Consider the following 16646-nt stretch of genomic DNA (forward strand, 5'->3'; position numbering starts at 1 on the left):
CATTCATGTCAAAGCCTAATACTCCTCAGGCCTCGCCTCCCCGCGCCTTGCGTTGGGCGGTGGCCGGTTCGGTGGTCATCATGATCGCCGCCGGTGGCCTGTTCTGGTACGCCTCGAAAATGGCGGCGGCCAAGCGTCAGCACAATCACGATGAAGTGGTGGTCAATATCCATCCGGGCAGTTGCGAACCCAATGCGCTGACCGTTCCGGCCGGCCGCGCCAGTTTCCGCATCGTCAACCGCTCCGACCGCGCCGTGGAGTGGGAAATCCTCGACGGCGTGCTGGTTGTCGAAGAACGCGAAAACATCGCGCCGGGCCTGAGTCAGGTGATCAACGCCAATCTGCAACCCGGCGATTACGCGATCACCTGTGGCCTGCTGAGCAACCCGCGCGGCACCTTGCACGTCACGCCGACTGCCGCCTCCGATGCGGCCGCGAAAGCCAAACCGTCGATGGTCGCTTTCGTCGGGCCGCTGTCGGAATTCCGTGTGTACCTGGCCAGCCAGGGCAGCGCGCTGATCAAAGCCGTGACCGCGCTCAATCAAGCGATTGAAAGCGGCGACTTGAGCCAGGCTCAGTCGCTGTACCTGCCTGCCCGTGCGGCGTATCAGCGCCTGGCACCGGCCGCGCAGCGCCTGGCGGAACTGGATAACAGCATCAACGCCCGCGCCGATTACTTCGAAAAACGCGAGCAGGATCCGGCCTTCGTCGGCTTCCACCGCCTCGAATTCGGCCTGTTCCAGCAGCGCAAACTCGATGAGCTGACGCCTGTTGCCCAACGCCTGCTCAGTGACGTCACCACGCTCAAACAGCAACTGCTCGCGCAGAGCCTGCCACCGGAGCAACTGGTGAACATCGTCGTGCGCAACCTCAACACCTTGGCCGACGTTCGTGCAGCCAGCGGTGAAGAGGAACGCTACAGCCACAGCGACCTCAATGGTTTCGCCGCAAATGCCGAAACCGCGCACAAAGTCGTCGATCTGCTGCGGCCAATGCTGAGCAAATCCGCCGCCGACATGTTGCCGAAAATCGACAAGGCCTTGGCGGACTTCGACACCGAACTCAACAGTTACAAGATCAAGGACGGCTACGCCAGCTACGACTCCGTCAGCGGCGAACAACGCAAGCAGATCGCCGACAAGGCCCAGGCTCTGGCCGACGCACTGGATGGCATTGATCCCGCCCTCGGCCTTTCCGGCCTGTAAGCAGAAGACGAGTACCGATGAACGATTCAGAACCACTCAACCTGCAACGTCGCCGTGTCCTGATGGGCATGGGCGCCGCCGGTGTCGCCCTCGCCGGTTCAGCCCTGAGCTGCCCGGCCATGGCCGCCGCGCCGGCGCAAGTCACCGAAGCACCGAGCAGCGACAAGACCGAAGACCGCCACGATTTCCACGGCGTGCACCAGACCGGCATCGTCACCCCGCGCCCGGCCTCGGGCATGCTGGTTTCGTTCGACGTGTTGGCCAGTGATCGCGAAGATCTTGAGCGATTGTTCCGCACCCTCAACGAACGCATCGCGTTCCTGATGAAGGGCGGCCCGGTTGAGCAGATTGATCCGAAACTGCCGCCGCCGGATTCCGGCATCCTCGGCCCGAACGTGACGCCGGACAACCTGACCATCACCGTTTCCGTCGGCGAATCGCTGTTCGACGAGCGCTTTGGTCTGGCCGATGCCAAGCCCAAGCGCCTGCAACGCATGGTCGGTTTCCCCAACGATGCGCTGGAAGCCGATTGCTGCCATGGCGACCTGAGCCTGCAGTTTTGCTCCAACACCACCGACACCAACATTCACGCCCTGCGCGACATCGTCAAAAACCTGCCCGACCTGCTGCTGGTGCGTTGGAAACAGGAAGGCAGCGTGCCGCCGCAAGCCCCGGCCAAACCCGGTGTGCCGGCGCAATCGGCGCGCAATTTCCTCGGCTTCCGCGACGGTTCGGCCAACCCGAATTCCAACGATAGCAAAGCCATGGACAGCATCGTCTGGGTGCAACCGGGCAGCGATGAGCCGGCCTGGGCTGCGCATGGTAGCTACCAAGCGGTGCGGATCATTCGCAACTTTGTCGAGCGCTGGGATCGCACGCCGTTGCAGGAACAGGAAAGCATCCTCGGCCGGGTGAAAACCTCCGGCGCGCCTATCGGTGGCAAACACGAAACTGAAGTCCCGGACTACCACAAGGACCCGGAAGGCAAGCTGACCAAACTCGACGCGCACATTCGTCTGGCCAACCCGCGAACCGCTGCGAGTCAGGCCAACCTGATCCTGCGCCGGCCATTCAACTATTCGAATGGCGTGAACAAGAACGGCCAGCTCGACATGGGCCTGCTGTTCATCTGTTACCAGGCTGATCTGGAAAAAGGCTTTATCACCGTGCAGACCCGCCTCAACGGCGAACCGCTTGAGGAATACCTCAAACCGGTCGGCGGCGGTTACTTCTTCACCCTGCCGGGTGTCACGGGCGACAAGGATTTCATCGGTCGCTCGCTGCTCAACGCCACACAACCCAAAACCGCTGCATAAAAACAACATTCAACACTGGAGCCGCCCCATGAAGAAGACGCCACTCGCGCTATTGCTGACCCTTGGTTTGCTCAACACCCCGCTGTCGGCATTCGCCGCGACAGCGCCGCTGGATCTGGTCGGGCCGGTTTCGGACTACAAGATTTACGTCACCGAGCAATTGGATGAGCTGGGTAGCCACACCCAGCAGTTCACCGACGCCGTGAAGAAAGGCGACTTGGCCACCGCGCAGAAGCTCTACGCGCCGACCCGCGTTTATTACGAGTCGATCGAGCCGATTGCCGAGCTGTTCAGTGACCTCGATGCGTCTATCGACTCCCGCGTCGACGACCACGAGAAAGGCGTGAAGGCTGACGACTTCACCGGTTTCCATCGCATCGAGTACACGCTGTTCTCGGAGAAAAGCACCCAGGGCCTGAACGAACTGGCGGACAAGCTCAACAGTGACGTCAAAGACCTGCAAACCCGTGTGGCTGGCCTGACCTTCCCGCCTGAAAAAGTAGTCGGTGGCGCTGCTGCGCTGCTGGAAGAAGTCGCCGCAACCAAGATCTCCGGTGAAGAAGATCGCTACAGCCACACCGACCTGTATGACTTCCAGGGCAATATCGACGGCGCGAAGAAAATCGTCGATTTGTTCCGCCCGCAGATCGAGCAGCAGGACAAGGCATTCGTCGCGAAGGTCGACAAGAACTTTGCCACGGTCGACAAGATTCTGGCCAAGTACAAGACCAAGGATGGCGGGTTCGAGACGTATGACAAGGTGAAGGATAACGATCGTAAAGCGCTGGTCGGGCCGGTGAATACACTGGCGGAAGACCTGTCCACGTTGCGTGGCAAACTTGGTCTGAATTGATTTTTTGTAGCGTCTAAGCGGGCCCCATCGCTGGCAAGCCAGCTCCCACAGGTTCTTGGGTGTACACAATATTTGTGGATCACCAAGAACACTGTGGGAGCTGGCTTGCCAGCGATGGCATTTTCAGCAGCGCTAAAGTATCCGGTACAGCAACCGCTCGATCCGCACCCGACTCACGCGCTTGAGAAACTTGGCCACCCCGGCCGGGTATTCCGGCAAGGTCTGCAGGCTCTGGAAATTCTCGATCCGCGTGGTATGGCGGAAAATCTCTTCCAGCTCCTTCGCCCGTGGTTCCAGCCACTCGCCTTTCGGGTCTTCAATCAGCAACGCGTTTTCCAGATCCAGACGGAACGCCCGTGGATTAAGGTTGTTGCCGGTCAGCAGCGTATAACGATGATCGACCCACATGCCCTTGAGGTGATAGGTGTTATCGCCATCACGCCACAAGTGCAGGTTCAACTGGCCGCTGTCGATGTTGCGTTGATGGCGTTTGGCGAAGCGGCGCAGGCTGATCTCGTACAGGTACGGCAGCGCGGCGATCACCTTGAACGGCTCGCTCGGCGGGATGTAGAAATCGTTGGCGGTCTTGTCGCCGACCACGATGTCGATCTTCACGCCACGCGCCAATGCGCGGTTGATCTCGCGGATCACGCCCAGCGGCAAGTTGAAGTACGGCGTGCAGATGGTCAGCTGCTTTTGCGCGCTGGCAATCAGCTCGAGAATCGCCCGGTTCAACGGGTTGTTCTTGCCGACACCAAGCAACGGCGTAACGCACAGACCGTCTCTGGCAGTGCTGCCAGTGGCGGTGTCGTACGTTGCATATTTGAGCCGACTGCGCAGATCACCGATGTCGTTGCGCAGGCTGCGCGTAGTCGGCAGGTTGGGCAGATCGAGGCGATGCACGGCTTTGGATTCGATCAGGCCATGCTTGACCAGGTGATGCATCGAGTCCGCCAGTTCGTGGCTTTGCAGCACGTGATAGCGGTCGAAACGGTACTTGTCGAACTTGTGCAGGTAAACGTTGTTCAGGCTGGCACCGCTGTAGACCACGCAATCGTCGATCACGAAGCCTTTCAAATGCAGAACGCCGAACAGCTCGCGAGTCTGCACTGGCACGCCGTACACCGGCACTTCGCTCTGGTGCGTGCGGGTCATTTCCTGGTACCACGCCGAATTGCCCGGCTGCTTGCCGGCCCCGATCAGCCCGCGCTGGGCGCGCAGCCAATCGACCACCACGGCGATTTCAAGCTCAGGGCGTTTGAGCTTGGCGGCGTGCAAGGCATCGAGGATTTCCTGACCGGCTTCGTCTTGCTGCAGATACAGCGCGACGATGTAGATGCGCTGGGTCGCCGCAGCGATTTTTTCCAGCAGGCAACGACGGAACTCGGCGGCGCCGGACAGAATGGTCACGGCCTCGGCGGTCAGCGGAAAGCTGCGCAGTTTGGGCAGCAAGGAACGTTTGAAAAGCAACGGCATAGGGCTCGCAATGGGTCGAATCCGAAGAACCCGAGAGCTTACACCATCGCATCCTTCGGGTCTTGTTAGTGCCTGTAAACAGATCAAAAGATCGCAGCCTTCGGCAGCGCCTACACAGACCAATGTAGGAGCTGCCGAAGGCTGCGATATTTTGATCTTAAAAAACAATTGCAAAAGGAGAACAACCGTTCTACTGTTCGCCACATGAACGAAATAAATAACAGTGATACCCGCGACATCATTCTCGATGTCACCGAAAAGCTGATCTACAAAAGTGGCATCGCTGCCACCAGCATGGATCTTCTGGTGAAAACCGCCGGTGTCTCGAGAAAAAGCATCTACCGTTATTTTGCGGATAAGGACGAACTGGTTGCCGCCGCTCTGCAACGTCGTGACATTCGCTGGATGCACTGGTACCGAAACGCCGTCGATCAAGCCGAAAGCCCGGCAGATCGCCTGCTCAACCTGTTTACCGTACTCAACGGCTGGTTTGCCTCGGAAGGCTTTCGCGGCTGTGCATTCATCAACACCAGCGGCGAAACCGGTGACCCGAACCACCCGGTGCGGCTGGTGGCCAAGGAACACAAACAGAAGCTGCTCGACTACGTGTGCGAGCTGTGTACCGAATATGGCGCCGAAGACCCGCAACTGCTGGCCAAACAGTTGCTGATCCTGATTGACGGTGCCATTACCGTAGCGCTTGTGATGGGTGATCACAGTGCCGCCGATAATGCGCAATGCATGGCGCGTAAGTTATTGGGCCTGTAATGCCTTGATAAGCCGGACTTGATGTTCAACTATTAATTAGACCGGGAGACCGAACATGTCGACTGCAGCCCAGTTACGTCCGCCACTGCCCCCCTTCAACCGTGAATCGGCCATCGAGAAAGTTCGTTTGGCCGAAGACGGCTGGAATTCCCGCGATCCGGAAAAGGTATCGCTGGCCTATACCCTCGACACGAAATGGCGCAACCGTGCCGAATTCGCCAACAACCGCGAAGAAGCCAAAGCCTTTCTGACCCGCAAGTGGGCGAAAGAACTGGATTACCGCTTGATCAAGGAACTGTGGGCTTACTCCGATACGCGCATCGCCGTGCGTTATGCCTATGAATGGCACGACGATTCGGGTAACTGGTTCCGCTCCTACGGCAACGAGAACTGGGAGTTTGATGAACAGGGCCTGATGTTCCAGCGCTATGCGTGCATCAACGACATGCCGATCAAAGAGAGTGAGCGCAAGTTCCACTGGCCGCTGGGCCGCCGCCCGGATGATCACCCCGGCCTGTCCGACCTGGGCCTGTAACCCCCCCCTGTAGGAGCTGCCGAAGGCTGCGATCTTTTAATGTTGTTTTCAAGATCAAAAGATCGCAGCCTTCGGCAGCTCCTACAAGGGGATGTGCTGCGGTCAGGCGACGGCGGCAGTCTTCTCGGCCTCCAGTTCGCGTACCAGTGGCAACACTCGCTGGCCGAAGTACTCCACTTCTTCCTGAAAGTGCAGGAACCCCGCCAACACCAGATCCACCCCCACCGCCTTCAACGCGACAATCCGCTCGGCAATCTGCAACGGCGTACCAATCAGATTGGTCTTGAAGCCGTCGTTGTACTGCACCAGATCCTCGAACGTCGATTTTGCCCAGTTGCCCTCGCCCTCCGGTGAGGCCCTGCCCGCCTGTTTCGCCGCATCGCCAAACGCGTTCACCGCTTCCGGATCGGCCTGATCGATGATCTGCGCCAACACCGCCCGCGCCTCTTCTTCGGTGTCGCGGGCGATGACAAACGCGTTGACGCCAATCTTCACCGAGTGATTGTTCGCCGCGGCCTTGGCACGAATATCGTCAACCTGCGCCTTGATCCCCTCAACGCTGTTGCCGTTAGTGAAATACCAGTCCGAGACCCTTGCCGCCATGTCCCGTGCTGCCCGCGAGCTGCCGCCCTGAAAAATCTCCGGACGCCCCAGCGGTTTTGGCTTGAGGGTGTAATTATCGAAACGGTAGAAGTCGCCGCGAAAGGTGAAATTGTCCTGGCTCCAGACACCCCGCAACGAACGGATGAATTCCTCGGAACGGCGGTAGCGCTCGTCGTGTTCCAGCCAATGTTCGCCGATGGCCTGGAACTCGCCTTTGAACCAGCCGCTGACGATGTTTACCGCGATGCGGCCGTTGGTGAGTTGATCGATGGTCGCCAGTTGTTTGGCCGCCAGTGCTGGTTGCCACGGGCCGGGCAAAATGGCTGCGATGACTTTCAGCCTGGTCGTGGCGGCCAGCAAGGCATGGCTGAACGCAACCGACTCATGCTGGAACTCGGCGCCGTAACCGGCGGTGAAGCGGATCTGCGTCAACGCGTATTCAAACCCGGCGGCTTCGGCGATCTGCGCCAGTTTGCGGTTGTAGTCGATACCCCAATCGGTGCGTTGTTCGATCTTGCTGACCACCAGCCCACCGCTGACGTTCGGCACCCAGTAGGCAAATTTCACGGCTTGCTGACTCATTGGCGTGTCCTCGGGACATTTGCGGAGATGGGAGAGGTAGAGCAGCAAGCGTGCCAGGGTTGGAATGCCCGGTTTTGTTGAGCTTCGCGGTTATTCAGATGTTTTGTGGAAGGGGGATTTGTCGGCGGGTTGTTGTGTGGGCAACAGTTGGTTTTATTTGTTGGCTCGACTGCCCTCATCGCTGGCGAGCCAGCTCCCACAAGGATCGGGGTGGACAATGATCTTCAGTGCAACGCAAAAACCTGTGGGAGCTGGCTTGCCAGCGATGGCGTCAGATGGGTCGCCGCAACAGTTGGATACAGGTAACATGACCGCCCTCCCCGCAGCCAAATCTGCGCCCTGCCGAATAAGCCGATTCCATGCCTTTCGAACTCAGCGTTGACCTCACCACCCTGGCCATTCTGGCCCTTGTCGCTTTCGTTGCCGGTTTCATCGATGCCATCGCCGGCGGTGGTGGTCTGCTGACCACGCCTGCACTGCTGACGGCCGGCCTACCGCCGCACCTGGTGCTGGGCACCAACAAACTCAGTTCGACGTTTGGCTCGGCCACTGCCAGTTTCACCTTCTACCGCCGCAAGTTGTTCCACCCACGGCAATGGGTGCACGCGATCATCGGCACGCTGGTCGGCGCGTTGACCGGCGCCATCGTCGCCCATTACCTGCCGGCGGAATGGCTGAACAAAATGCTCCCGGTGATCGTCTTCGCTTGTGGCCTATACCTGTTGTTCGGCGGCACGCCAAAAGCACCGCTGGACAGCGACGCGCCGATCAAAAAGAAATGGCAATCGACCCAAGGTTTCGGCCTCGGTTTCTACGACGGTGTCGCCGGCCCCGGCACCGGCGCGTTCTGGACGGTGAGCAGTCTGTTGCTGTACCCGATTGATCTGGTCAAGGCCAGCGGTGTGGCGCGCAGCATGAACTTCGTCAGCAACATCGCGGCGCTGTCGGTGTTCGTGTTTTCCGGGCAGGTGGACTGGATCATCGGCCTGAGCATGGGCCTGTCGGTAATGGTCGGCGCGTTCTTTGGCGCGCGCACCGCAATCAGCGGTGGCGCCAAGTTCATTCGCCCGGTGTTCATCACCGTGGTGCTGGGTTTGACCGTGCGCCTAGCCTGGCAGCACTGGTTCAGCGTGGCCTAAGCGCCGCGCCACGTAGACGTCGATCAGATAACGCGCAATCGACTTTGACGCCGGCAACGGCGGCAGGTCGTGCACGTTGAACCACTGGGCGTCTTCGATCTCGTCTTCCTGACAGACAATCTCGCCACCGGCGTATTCGGCATGGAAGCCGAGCATCATCGAGTGCGGGAACGGCCAGCACTGGCTGCCCAGGTACTGAATGTTCTTCACCTCGATCTGCACTTCTTCGCGCACTTCACGAATCAGGCAATCCTCGGCCGATTCGCCCGGCTCGGCAAACCCCGCCAACGTGCTGTAAACCCCGGTGACGAAACGCGGTGAACGCGCCAGCAGAATCTCGTCGCCACGCGTGATCAGCACAATCATGCTCGGCGAAATGCGCGGATAACTGCGCAGGTCGCACGGCTGGCAATACATCGCCCGCTCGCGCGGCACTTGCGTCATGGCTTGCCCGCAGTTGCCACAGAAACGATGCTCGCGCGCCCAGGTGCCGATCTGCGCGGCGTAGCCGAGCACTTTGTAAATCGTGTGATCGCCATCGAGCATGAACGCCCGCAGACCTTTCCAGTTGCAACCCGGCACCTCGCTGGTACTGCGCAGTTCCAGCAAATACACCGGTTCGCCGTCGAGATGGCCAATGCCGTGCTCGGTGAGGACTGACAAGTCCTGACGCTTGAGCCATTCCCGGGGGAACAGCGCGCCATTGTCATCGAACAGAAAGCCTTCCGGGCTGCGCGCCACGGCCCAGCCGCCCGGTTGATCGGTGTCGAGTACTGCAGTGGTCCAGCGAGCTGTCATGGTTTCTCAGTCCAGGAATTCGGGTTTCTGTTTGCTCATGTGGGCGGCCATGGCCACGCGCAAATCAGTGGATTGCAGCATGGCGGCGTTCCAGGTGGCAACGTATTCGAGGCCGTCGTCGATGCGATGGTCGCGCATGTAGCTGATCATTTCCTTGGTGCCGGTGACCGCTATCGGCGATTTAGAGGCGATCTCGCGAGCGATGTCGAGCACGCCTTCGAGCAGCGCGTCTTTGTCGCTGTAGACGCGATTGACCAGGCCGATGTTGCGCGCCTCTTCGGCGCCGAAGGTGCGACCGGTGTAAGCCAGTTCACGCAGCATGCCGTCACCGATGATCCGTGGCAACCGTTGCAAAGTGCCAACATCGGCGGCCATGCCGATATCGATTTCCTTGATCGAGAATTGCGCGTCTTCGGCGGCGTAACGCATGTCGCAGGCCGCGATCAGGTCGATCGCACCGCCCAGGCAGTAACCCTGAATCGCCGCGAGCACCGGTTTGCGGCAGTTGTCGACGGCATTGAACGACGCTTGCAGGGTGAGGATCTTGCGGCGCAGCAGGCGTGCGTTGCGGCCGACGTCCTTGCCCAGCTCATTGGCGACACCGGCGAGCATCATCAGGTCGATGCCCGAGGAGAAATGTTTGCCGTTGCCGCTGAGCACCACCACGCGCACTTCGTCGGTGTCGTCGATCCACTGGAAAATCTCGACGATCTCGCTCCAGAACGCCGCGTTCATCGAATTGATCTTTTCCGGACGATTGATCTGCACATGGGCGATGTTGTCGGCCAGTTCGACGTTGAAGGCGGAGTATTGAGTCATGGCAGTGATCCTTTACCGGGCTGAAAATGAGGCCCGAACTATAACAAGGCATCACGGTGGCGGTTCGGCCAAATGCGGGACTGACTTGAGGAGATGTACTGCAACACTCCACCCTGTAGGAGCTGCCGCAGGCTGCGATCTTTTGATGCTGATTTTAGAAGACCAGATCAAAAGATCGCAGCCTGCGGCAGCTCCTACAGGGATTTTCGTGTCACGAAGGCTGCGGTTTCGTAGGGGACTGTTACTACATCCTTGCCGCGCAACTCGGGCTCGGACGCGATCAACGCGCGAATCTGCTCATCGATCCTGGCCCGCTGTGCCTGCGGCAACGCGGCAATGAAACTGGTCGAACGCACGCGGTTAAACAAGACATCCTCCGGCGAGCCGGTATGCCCATTGTGAAACTGCTGCAACTGCAGTGGCCCGAACGCCGGGTGTGGAAACGCCTTGCGCCATTCGCCGGTGTAATAACGCGGCGTATCACCTTCCAGCGCATTAACGATGGCGTCCAGCTTCGGCACCCAGCTCACTTGAGTGTCACGCAGGTTCCAGATCAACCCCAACTTGCCGCCAGGCTTGAGCACTCGAGCGATCTCGGTCAACGCTGCTTCGCTGGCAAACCAGTGAAACGCCTGCGCGCAGATCACCACGTCGACCGACGCATCCGGTAGCGGCAGATCGGTCGCCGTGCCATGCACGGCCAACACCTGCGGCCAGGCATCAGAAAGTTTCTCAAGCATCTGCGCCACGGGTTCGACGGCGATAACCTGCGCGCCCGTGGCCACCAACCGACCGGTGAATTTGCCGGTACCGGCGCCCAGATCGATCACCGTCTTGTGATCATCCAGACCTAACGTTGCCGTCAGCCAGTCACTGACTTGCGGCGGGTAATCCGGACGCCCTTTGACGTAGGTATCGGCGGCCGTTTTGTAGCCCCCGGTGGAATGATGGAGATGATCGTTCATGGCAGTCCCCCTTAACACAGAGCTTCGGATCAACGGCAGACGCTTGCGAGCATAGCGCCGGAATTTGTGCCTGACTTGAACAGTCACTGACTAAGCAATGAATAAAATTTCACCCTGTGGTGTTCAAAGTGAAACATAACCCCCTGTGGAGCCTTGCCCATGACTATCCGTTCCGTTATGTTCGCCGCCCCGTTGCTGCTGGCGGCGGCGCTGTCCAGCCATTTGGCCTTTGCCAACGGTGATGAGGACGACCCGGTGCAGAAGCCCGAGTGCCCAAAAGGCCAGGTCTGGGACAGCAAGACGCAAAAATGCGTACTGCAGACCAGCAGCCTGCTGCCGGACGCCGACCGTACCGATTACGCCTATCGTCTGGCCAAGGACGGTCGTTATGAAGAAGCCCTGGCACTGCTCGACACGCTGAAAAACCCGGACACCGCCAAGGCCCTCAATTATCGCGGCTACGCCACGCGCAAACTGGGACGCACCGACGAAGGCATCGGCTATTACCTGAAATCGGTGAAACTCGATCCGCAATACGCGCAAGTGCGCGAATACCTCGGCGAAGCCTATGTAATCAAAGGCCGCGTCGACCTGGCGCAGGAACAACTGCAGCAGATCAAATCGATTTGCGGCACGTCCTGCGAGGAATATCAGGACCTGGCTGAAGCCATCAACGATTCATCGAAAACCTGACCATCAATAACCGGAGGCCATCATCGTCAGCGATCAGGCATTCAGAGCAGAACTCGGACAGCATCTGGCGCGGCTCTGGCGTTACGGCTTGCTGCTGTCGCGCAATCGGCATGTCGCCGAGGATCTGGTGCAGGCGACCTGTGTGCGGGCGCTGGAACGTGCCGGTCAGTACGTGGCCGGAACGCGCATGGACCGCTGGTTGCTGAGCATTCTGCATTCGATCTGGCTCAATGAAGTTCGAGCGCGTCGCGTGCGTCAGGGCTCGGGACAGGTCGACGCCGAAGGTCAATTGGCGGTTGATGGTGAATACGCTGCGCAGACTCATGTGCTGGCCGCGCAAGTGATTCGCCGGGTGGACGCCCTGCCCGAGAGCCAGCGCGAAACCGTTTACCTGGCCTACGTCGAAGGCCTGTCCTACCGCGAAGTGGCCGAGATTCTGCAAGTGCCGATCGGCACGGTGATGAGCCGGCTGGCCACCGCGCGCCTGAAGCTTGCCGAGTATCCGCCGCTACAAGCCGTACCGAAAACCACCGAAGGAGATCGCCCATGAACACACCTTCGGATGAACAACTGGTCGCCTATCTGGACGACGAACTCGACCCCGGCTATCGCCAGCAACTGACGGACGCGATTGCCGATGATCCGCTGCTCAACTTGCGCGTGCAGTGGCTGAGCCGCAGCAGCCTGCCGTACAAGAACGCCTACGATGAACTTGCACGGCAAGCCCCGCTGGAACGTTTGCAGGCGCGGCTGGATGCGATTCCTGCACGGGAACCTCAGGGACTGAGTCGACGCTGGTTCATCGGCGCTGCCGCCGCAGGTCTGGTGGCTGCCGGCGCGCTGGCTGACCGCTTGTTTCTCGCCTGGCACACCCGGCAAGCGCAAGACTGGCGCACTCTGGTGGGCGATTACATGGCGCTCTACGTGCCGCAGACACTCGAACATTTGCCGGCTGACGAAGCAGCGCAACGCGCGCAATTGCGCACCATTGATGCCCGCCTCGGGTTGAACCTCACGCCCGCCGCGTTGAAGCTGCCCGGTGCCGAGTTCCGACGCGCGCAAATGCTTGAATACGACGGCGTGGCGATTGCGCAAATCGTTTATCTGGATGCGCGTTACGGACCGCTGGCACTGTGTGTCACCCGCTCGAACAGTGGCAATCGGGCGCTGGCACATGAACGTCGACACAGCATGAACGTAGTGTTCTGGACCCAGGGGCAACATGCGTGGATGTTGATCGGCCATAACCCGGCCAACGAACTGGCGCACATGGCCACATCCCTGAGCAACAACCCCACCTGAACCCTACCTCTGTAGGAGCTGCCGAAGGCTCGGGCCGCGATCGGACGATCTTTTGATTTTGTCTTTTTTTGATCTTGTCTTTCTAAAGATCAAAAGATCGCAGCCTTCGGCAGCTCCTACAGAGGTTCAGGCGGTGAGGGGTAGCCAGAGGCGGAAGCGCGCACCACCCAACGGTGAAGACTCCACGGTCAGCGTGCCGCCCTGGGCTTCCAGCGCTCGGCGGCTGATGGCCAGGCCCAGGCCGAACCCGCCGGTGGCCCGGTCGCGGCTGCGGTCGAGGCGATAGAACGGCTCGAAAATCCGCTCGCGTTCATCATCGGGGATGCCGATACCATCGTCATCGACCCAGATTTCGCACCCCTCGCCGTTGACCTGCACGCCAATCTGAATGCGCTTTTCGCAATAGCGCATGGCGTTGCGCAGCAAGTTCTGGATCGCGCGTGCGGTCAGGCGCGGATCCAGCGAAAAGCGTTCGAGCTGCCCGTGCAGCAAGACATCGATGACGATGTCCGGCGACTCCAGTTCCTCATCGACACTGCCCAGAATGCTGTCGATAAACTCGTCCAGCGACACCTCGATCTGCTCCGGCAGTTGCGCCGGGTTTTGCAATCGGCTGTAAGACAGCAACTCCAGCACCAACTCGTCCAGCTCGCGGATGTGCGCGACCAGTCCCTGCAAGCGCTCGCGGCTGGCGGTCGGCAAGTCGTCGGACAGCGCCAGGGCGAGGCCGAAATCCAGCCGCGTCAACGGCGTGCGCAGCTCGTGGGACACGGCATTGAGCAAGTCTCGTTGTTGATTAAGCAGGTTTTCGATGTCGCCGGCCATGGTGTCGAACACATTGGCGAGGCTGCCGATGTTGGAACTCGCGGCGATGTTGGTACGCTCGCTCAAATGGCCTTTGCCGAAACGCTCGGCGGTGCCCCTGAGCCGTTCGAGGTCACGCCAGTGCGGCCGCAGCCACATCAACAGGCACGCCAGCAAGGTTGCCCCCACCAGCACGTTGATGCTCCAGTACAACAAATTGACGTCCATCGGATCGGGCGGCACGACCATTTGCACGGCCATTTCGTTGTCCAGCGGCGTCACCGCCAGCGTGCGCCAGCCCCAGTCGCCGATGCGCACCATGTTTTCTCCGCGCAACAACCGCTCGCGTTCAATCGCCGTGAACTCGGGGTCATCGATGCGCGCCAGGACGATGTGCAGCGGTTGGAAATCCTGGTCCATTGATGCTGCGAGCGCCGGCCACTGATCTCGCGGCGTGGCGTGAAACTGCCGGGTGATCAGCGATTGCAAGCCGCGCGAATAATCGAGGTTGTAGGTGACAAAACGCTCGCGGAACGCCATGACCACCAGATCCGGCACCAGATAGATCGCCGCGCTGTACGAGACGATCGTCACCAGATACAGGCGAAACAGGATGCGAAACATCAGTTCAGCATTCCCATTCGGAACGGCTGAACAGGTAGCCCTTGCCCCACACGGTCTTGATCTTGCGCGCTTCGCCGGCATGATCGTCGAACTTGCGCCGCAATTTCGAGATCGCGACGTCCACCGAACGGTCGGTGCCGTTGAATTCGATGCCGCGCAGGCGTTGCAGGATCTGATCGCGGCTGAGCACTTCGCCGGCGTGCCGCGCCAGCACCACCAACAAGTTGTATTCGCCACTGGACAGCTCAACCGGCTGGTCACGCCAGGTCACGGTGCGCTCGGACAGATCGATGCACAGATTGCCCATGAGGATACGGTCGTTGGCCGTCAACGGTTCGCCAAGGCTGCTGCGACGCAACAGCGTGCGGACACGGGCCAGCAGCACGCGAGGCTCGCACGGTTTGGTGACGTAGTCATCGGCGCCCATTTCCAGGCCCAGCACCTGATCATGGCTGTCATCGCGTGCTGTCAGCATCAATATCGGCAGCGTGGCCGAGTCCGCACGCAGCAAGCGGCAGACTTGCAGACCATCGAGGCCGGGCAACATCAGGTCGAGGATCACCAGGTCCGGCGGATTGACTCGGGCCCGCTCACGTACGTGGTCACCACGGCCGATAACGCTGACAGAGTAACCGTTGCGCTCCAGGTAGCTGGAAATCAGTTCAGCGAGGGCGGTGTCGTCTTCGACCAGGAGGATGTTGGGCATGGGTGATCCAGAAAGTGCAGTGGCGACCTTGAAGGCCTCATCGCGGGCTTGCCCGCTCCCACAGGGTTCTCGGGTGATCACAACATGTGTGTCCACAACAGATCCCTGTGGGAGCGGGCTTGCCCGCGATGGCCATCCAACTGTCGCAATAAATTTCAAGGCGTAAAGGATATACGCCCTCACCCGTCCCTGAGTAAAACCCTTACACAATTTCACACAGCGCCTACAAAGCTTCACCGCTAATCTCGGCGACTGCCCGTAGGATGCGGGCATCAATATTGGGGGTAGTACATGTCGAACAAACTGCTGGCCGGGCTCGGCCTGATCGCATTGGCGCTGTCACTGAGCGCCTGTGATTCATCCTCGAAAGCCGAAGAGCAGGCGCCGCCCGCCACCGTGCGCATCGAGACCATCGAAACCCGCCCCCTGTCGATCAGCAGCGAACTGAGCGGGCGCATCGCCGCCCCGCGGATCGCCGAAGTGCGCGCCCGGGTGGCCGGCGTGGTCCTGCAACGCAGCTTTCGCGAAGGCAGTGACGTGAAAAAGGGCGATGTACTGTTCCGCATCGACCCGGCACCGTTCAAGGCCGATCTCGACAGCGCCGACGCCGCTTTACGCAAGGCCGAAGCCAATGCGTTTCAGGCGAAGTTGCAAGAACAGCGCTACGCCCAGTTGATCGATGACAAAGCCATCAGCGCGCAGGATTACGACAACGCCCGCGCCATGGCCCGGCAAACCGCCGCCGACGTCGCGGCCAACAAGGCTGCCGTCGAGCGGGCCAGACTCAATCTGGGTTACGCCACGGTCACTGCACCGATTTCCGGGCGTGTCGGGCGTGCGCTGGTCACCGAAGGCGCCCTGGTCGGGCAGAACGAAACCACGCCATTGGCATTGATTCAGCAGCTCGACCCGATCCACGCCGACGTCACCCAGTCGACCCGTGAGCTGAACGAACTGCGCCGCGCGTTCCGCTCCGGTCAGTTGCACCAGGTTGGCCAGGATCAGGTCAAAGCCACATTGATTCAGGACGACGGCAGCCTCTACCCGTTGCCGGGCAAGTTGCTCTTCGCTGATATCACGGTTGACCCGGGCACCGGCCAGATCATTCTGCGCAGCGAGTTCCCCAACCCCGACCTCGACCTGCTGCCGGGCAGCTTTGTGCGTGTGCGTCTTGAGCAGGCGACGATCCAGAACGGCATTACCGTACCGCAACGCGCCGTACAACGTGACAGCGCCGGTATTGCGCAAGTGCTGACGGTCGATGAGCAAATGCGCATCGCCCAGCAACCGGTGCAACTGGGCGCGGTGCAAAACGATCGCTGGATCGTCACCGGCGGCCTCAAGCCCGGCGACCGCATTGTCATTGAAGGCCTGCAACACGCCCGTCCCGGCGAAAAAGTGCAGATCGACGACACCCCTCTTCCACTTGCCCAGGCTTCTGGTCAGTAAGCAGGACGC

17 protein-coding genes are annotated in these 16646 nt (G+C 60.2%); 10 read left to right on the forward strand and 7 right to left on the reverse strand.

The window, feature by feature from the left end; genetic code table 11:
• Positions 1 to 5: 5 nt before the first annotated feature.
• From efeO (PMI37_RS15915) to efeO (PMI37_RS15925), 3 genes are read left to right on the forward strand one after another with little or no spacing between them, the layout of a single operon-like run.
• Positions 6 to 1205 (forward strand): iron uptake system protein EfeO, encoded by a 1200-nt coding sequence (gene efeO / locus PMI37_RS15915; RefSeq protein ID WP_008082582.1) that lies wholly within the window; start codon positions 6 to 8, stop codon positions 1203 to 1205.
• Positions 1206 to 1222: 17 nt separating this feature from the next.
• Positions 1223 to 2521 carry an iron uptake transporter deferrochelatase/peroxidase subunit gene (gene efeB / locus PMI37_RS15920; RefSeq protein WP_008082583.1) on the forward strand — a complete coding sequence of 433 codons (1299 nt, stop codon included), beginning with the start codon at positions 1223 to 1225 and terminating at the stop codon, positions 2519 to 2521.
• Positions 2522 to 2549: 28 nt separating this feature from the next.
• On the forward strand, positions 2550 to 3374 hold the full coding sequence (gene efeO, locus PMI37_RS15925) for an iron uptake system protein EfeO (RefSeq protein WP_008082584.1): 825 nt from the start codon (positions 2550 to 2552) through the stop codon (positions 3372 to 3374).
• 132 nt (positions 3375 to 3506) lie between these two features.
• Here the strand turns inward: efeO (PMI37_RS15925) and pssA are convergent, their stop codons facing one another.
• Positions 3507 to 4850, reverse strand: a complete 1344-nt coding sequence (gene pssA, locus PMI37_RS15930) for a CDP-diacylglycerol--serine O-phosphatidyltransferase (RefSeq protein ID WP_008082585.1) — start codon at positions 4848 to 4850, stop codon at positions 3507 to 3509.
• Positions 4851 to 5054: 204 nt separating this feature from the next.
• Here pssA and PMI37_RS15935 point away from each other — a divergent pair, with 204 nt between their 5' ends.
• On the forward strand, positions 5055 to 5618 hold the full coding sequence (locus PMI37_RS15935) for a TetR/AcrR family transcriptional regulator (RefSeq protein ID WP_008082588.1): 564 nt from the start codon (positions 5055 to 5057) through the stop codon (positions 5616 to 5618).
• A 55-nt stretch (positions 5619 to 5673) separates the two neighbouring features.
• Positions 5674 to 6153 (forward strand): nuclear transport factor 2 family protein, encoded by a 480-nt coding sequence (locus tag PMI37_RS15940; protein ID WP_008082590.1) that lies wholly within the window; start codon positions 5674 to 5676, stop codon positions 6151 to 6153.
• Between the two features lie 102 nt (positions 6154 to 6255).
• On the opposite strand, the gene sfnG is transcribed toward PMI37_RS15940, so the two are convergent.
• On the reverse strand, positions 6256 to 7338 hold the full coding sequence (sfnG, locus tag PMI37_RS15945) for a dimethylsulfone monooxygenase SfnG (RefSeq protein ID WP_008082592.1): 1083 nt from the start codon (positions 7336 to 7338) through the stop codon (positions 6256 to 6258).
• Between the two features lie 359 nt (positions 7339 to 7697).
• Here sfnG and PMI37_RS15950 point away from each other — a divergent pair, with 359 nt between their 5' ends.
• Complete coding sequence (locus PMI37_RS15950) at positions 7698 to 8477, forward strand: TSUP family transporter (RefSeq protein ID WP_008082594.1); 780 nt, start codon at positions 7698 to 7700, stop codon at positions 8475 to 8477.
• Here the strand turns inward: PMI37_RS15950 and nudC are convergent.
• The 3 genes from nudC to PMI37_RS15965 all read right to left on the reverse strand — a co-directional run bounded on the left by nudC (position 8445) and on the right by PMI37_RS15965 (position 11059).
• On the reverse strand, positions 8445 to 9275 hold the full coding sequence (gene nudC, locus PMI37_RS15955; protein ID WP_008082596.1) for an NAD(+) diphosphatase: 831 nt from the start codon (positions 9273 to 9275) through the stop codon (positions 8445 to 8447). The two genes, PMI37_RS15950 and nudC, sit on opposite strands and share 33 nt — an antisense overlap.
• A gap of 6 nt (positions 9276 to 9281) precedes the next feature.
• A complete protein-coding gene (locus PMI37_RS15960) occupies positions 9282 to 10094 on the reverse strand; it encodes a crotonase/enoyl-CoA hydratase family protein (protein WP_008082599.1) in 813 nt (270 codons plus the stop codon).
• A 194-nt stretch (positions 10095 to 10288) separates the two neighbouring features.
• Complete coding sequence (locus tag PMI37_RS15965; protein ID WP_008082600.1) at positions 10289 to 11059, reverse strand: class I SAM-dependent methyltransferase; 771 nt, start codon at positions 11057 to 11059, stop codon at positions 10289 to 10291.
• A 159-nt stretch (positions 11060 to 11218) separates the two neighbouring features.
• Here PMI37_RS15965 and PMI37_RS15970 point away from each other — a divergent pair, with 159 nt between their 5' ends.
• Genes PMI37_RS15970 through PMI37_RS15980 form a run of 3 tightly spaced genes read left to right on the forward strand, consistent with a single transcriptional unit; the run spans position 11219 to position 13054 of the window.
• On the forward strand, positions 11219 to 11752 hold the full coding sequence (locus PMI37_RS15970) for a tetratricopeptide repeat protein (protein ID WP_008082602.1): 534 nt from the start codon (positions 11219 to 11221) through the stop codon (positions 11750 to 11752).
• Positions 11753 to 11771: 19 nt separating this feature from the next.
• Positions 11772 to 12302, forward strand: coding sequence for an RNA polymerase sigma factor (locus tag PMI37_RS15975; protein ID WP_443216819.1), 531 nt, complete (start codon positions 11772 to 11774; stop codon positions 12300 to 12302).
• The gene (locus PMI37_RS15980; protein ID WP_008082605.1) at positions 12299 to 13054 is read left to right on the forward strand and encodes a hypothetical protein; all 756 of its coding nucleotides are present in this window, start codon (positions 12299 to 12301) and stop codon (positions 13052 to 13054) included. Before PMI37_RS15975 ends, PMI37_RS15980 begins: the two co-directional genes overlap by 4 nt.
• 126 nt (positions 13055 to 13180) lie before the next feature.
• Here the strand turns inward: PMI37_RS15980 and PMI37_RS15985 are convergent, their stop codons facing one another.
• Together PMI37_RS15985 and PMI37_RS15990 are read right to left on the reverse strand one after the other, a co-directional pair.
• Positions 13181 to 14482: an ATP-binding protein gene (locus tag PMI37_RS15985; RefSeq protein ID WP_008082607.1), complete on the reverse strand. Its 1302-nt coding sequence runs from the start codon at positions 14480 to 14482 to the stop codon at positions 13181 to 13183.
• Positions 14483 to 14486: 4 nt separating this feature from the next.
• On the reverse strand, positions 14487 to 15188 hold the full coding sequence (locus PMI37_RS15990) for a response regulator transcription factor (protein ID WP_007912171.1): 702 nt from the start codon (positions 15186 to 15188) through the stop codon (positions 14487 to 14489).
• Between the two features lie 291 nt (positions 15189 to 15479).
• Between PMI37_RS15990 and PMI37_RS15995 the strand changes: the two genes are divergently transcribed.
• The gene (locus PMI37_RS15995; protein WP_008082608.1) at positions 15480 to 16637 is read left to right on the forward strand and encodes an efflux RND transporter periplasmic adaptor subunit; all 1158 of its coding nucleotides are present in this window, start codon (positions 15480 to 15482) and stop codon (positions 16635 to 16637) included.
• Positions 16638 to 16646: the final 9 nt, after the last annotated feature.

The organism is Pseudomonas sp. GM80 (assembly GCF_000282515.1).
Lineage (GTDB): Bacteria > Pseudomonadota > Gammaproteobacteria > Pseudomonadales > Pseudomonadaceae > Aquipseudomonas.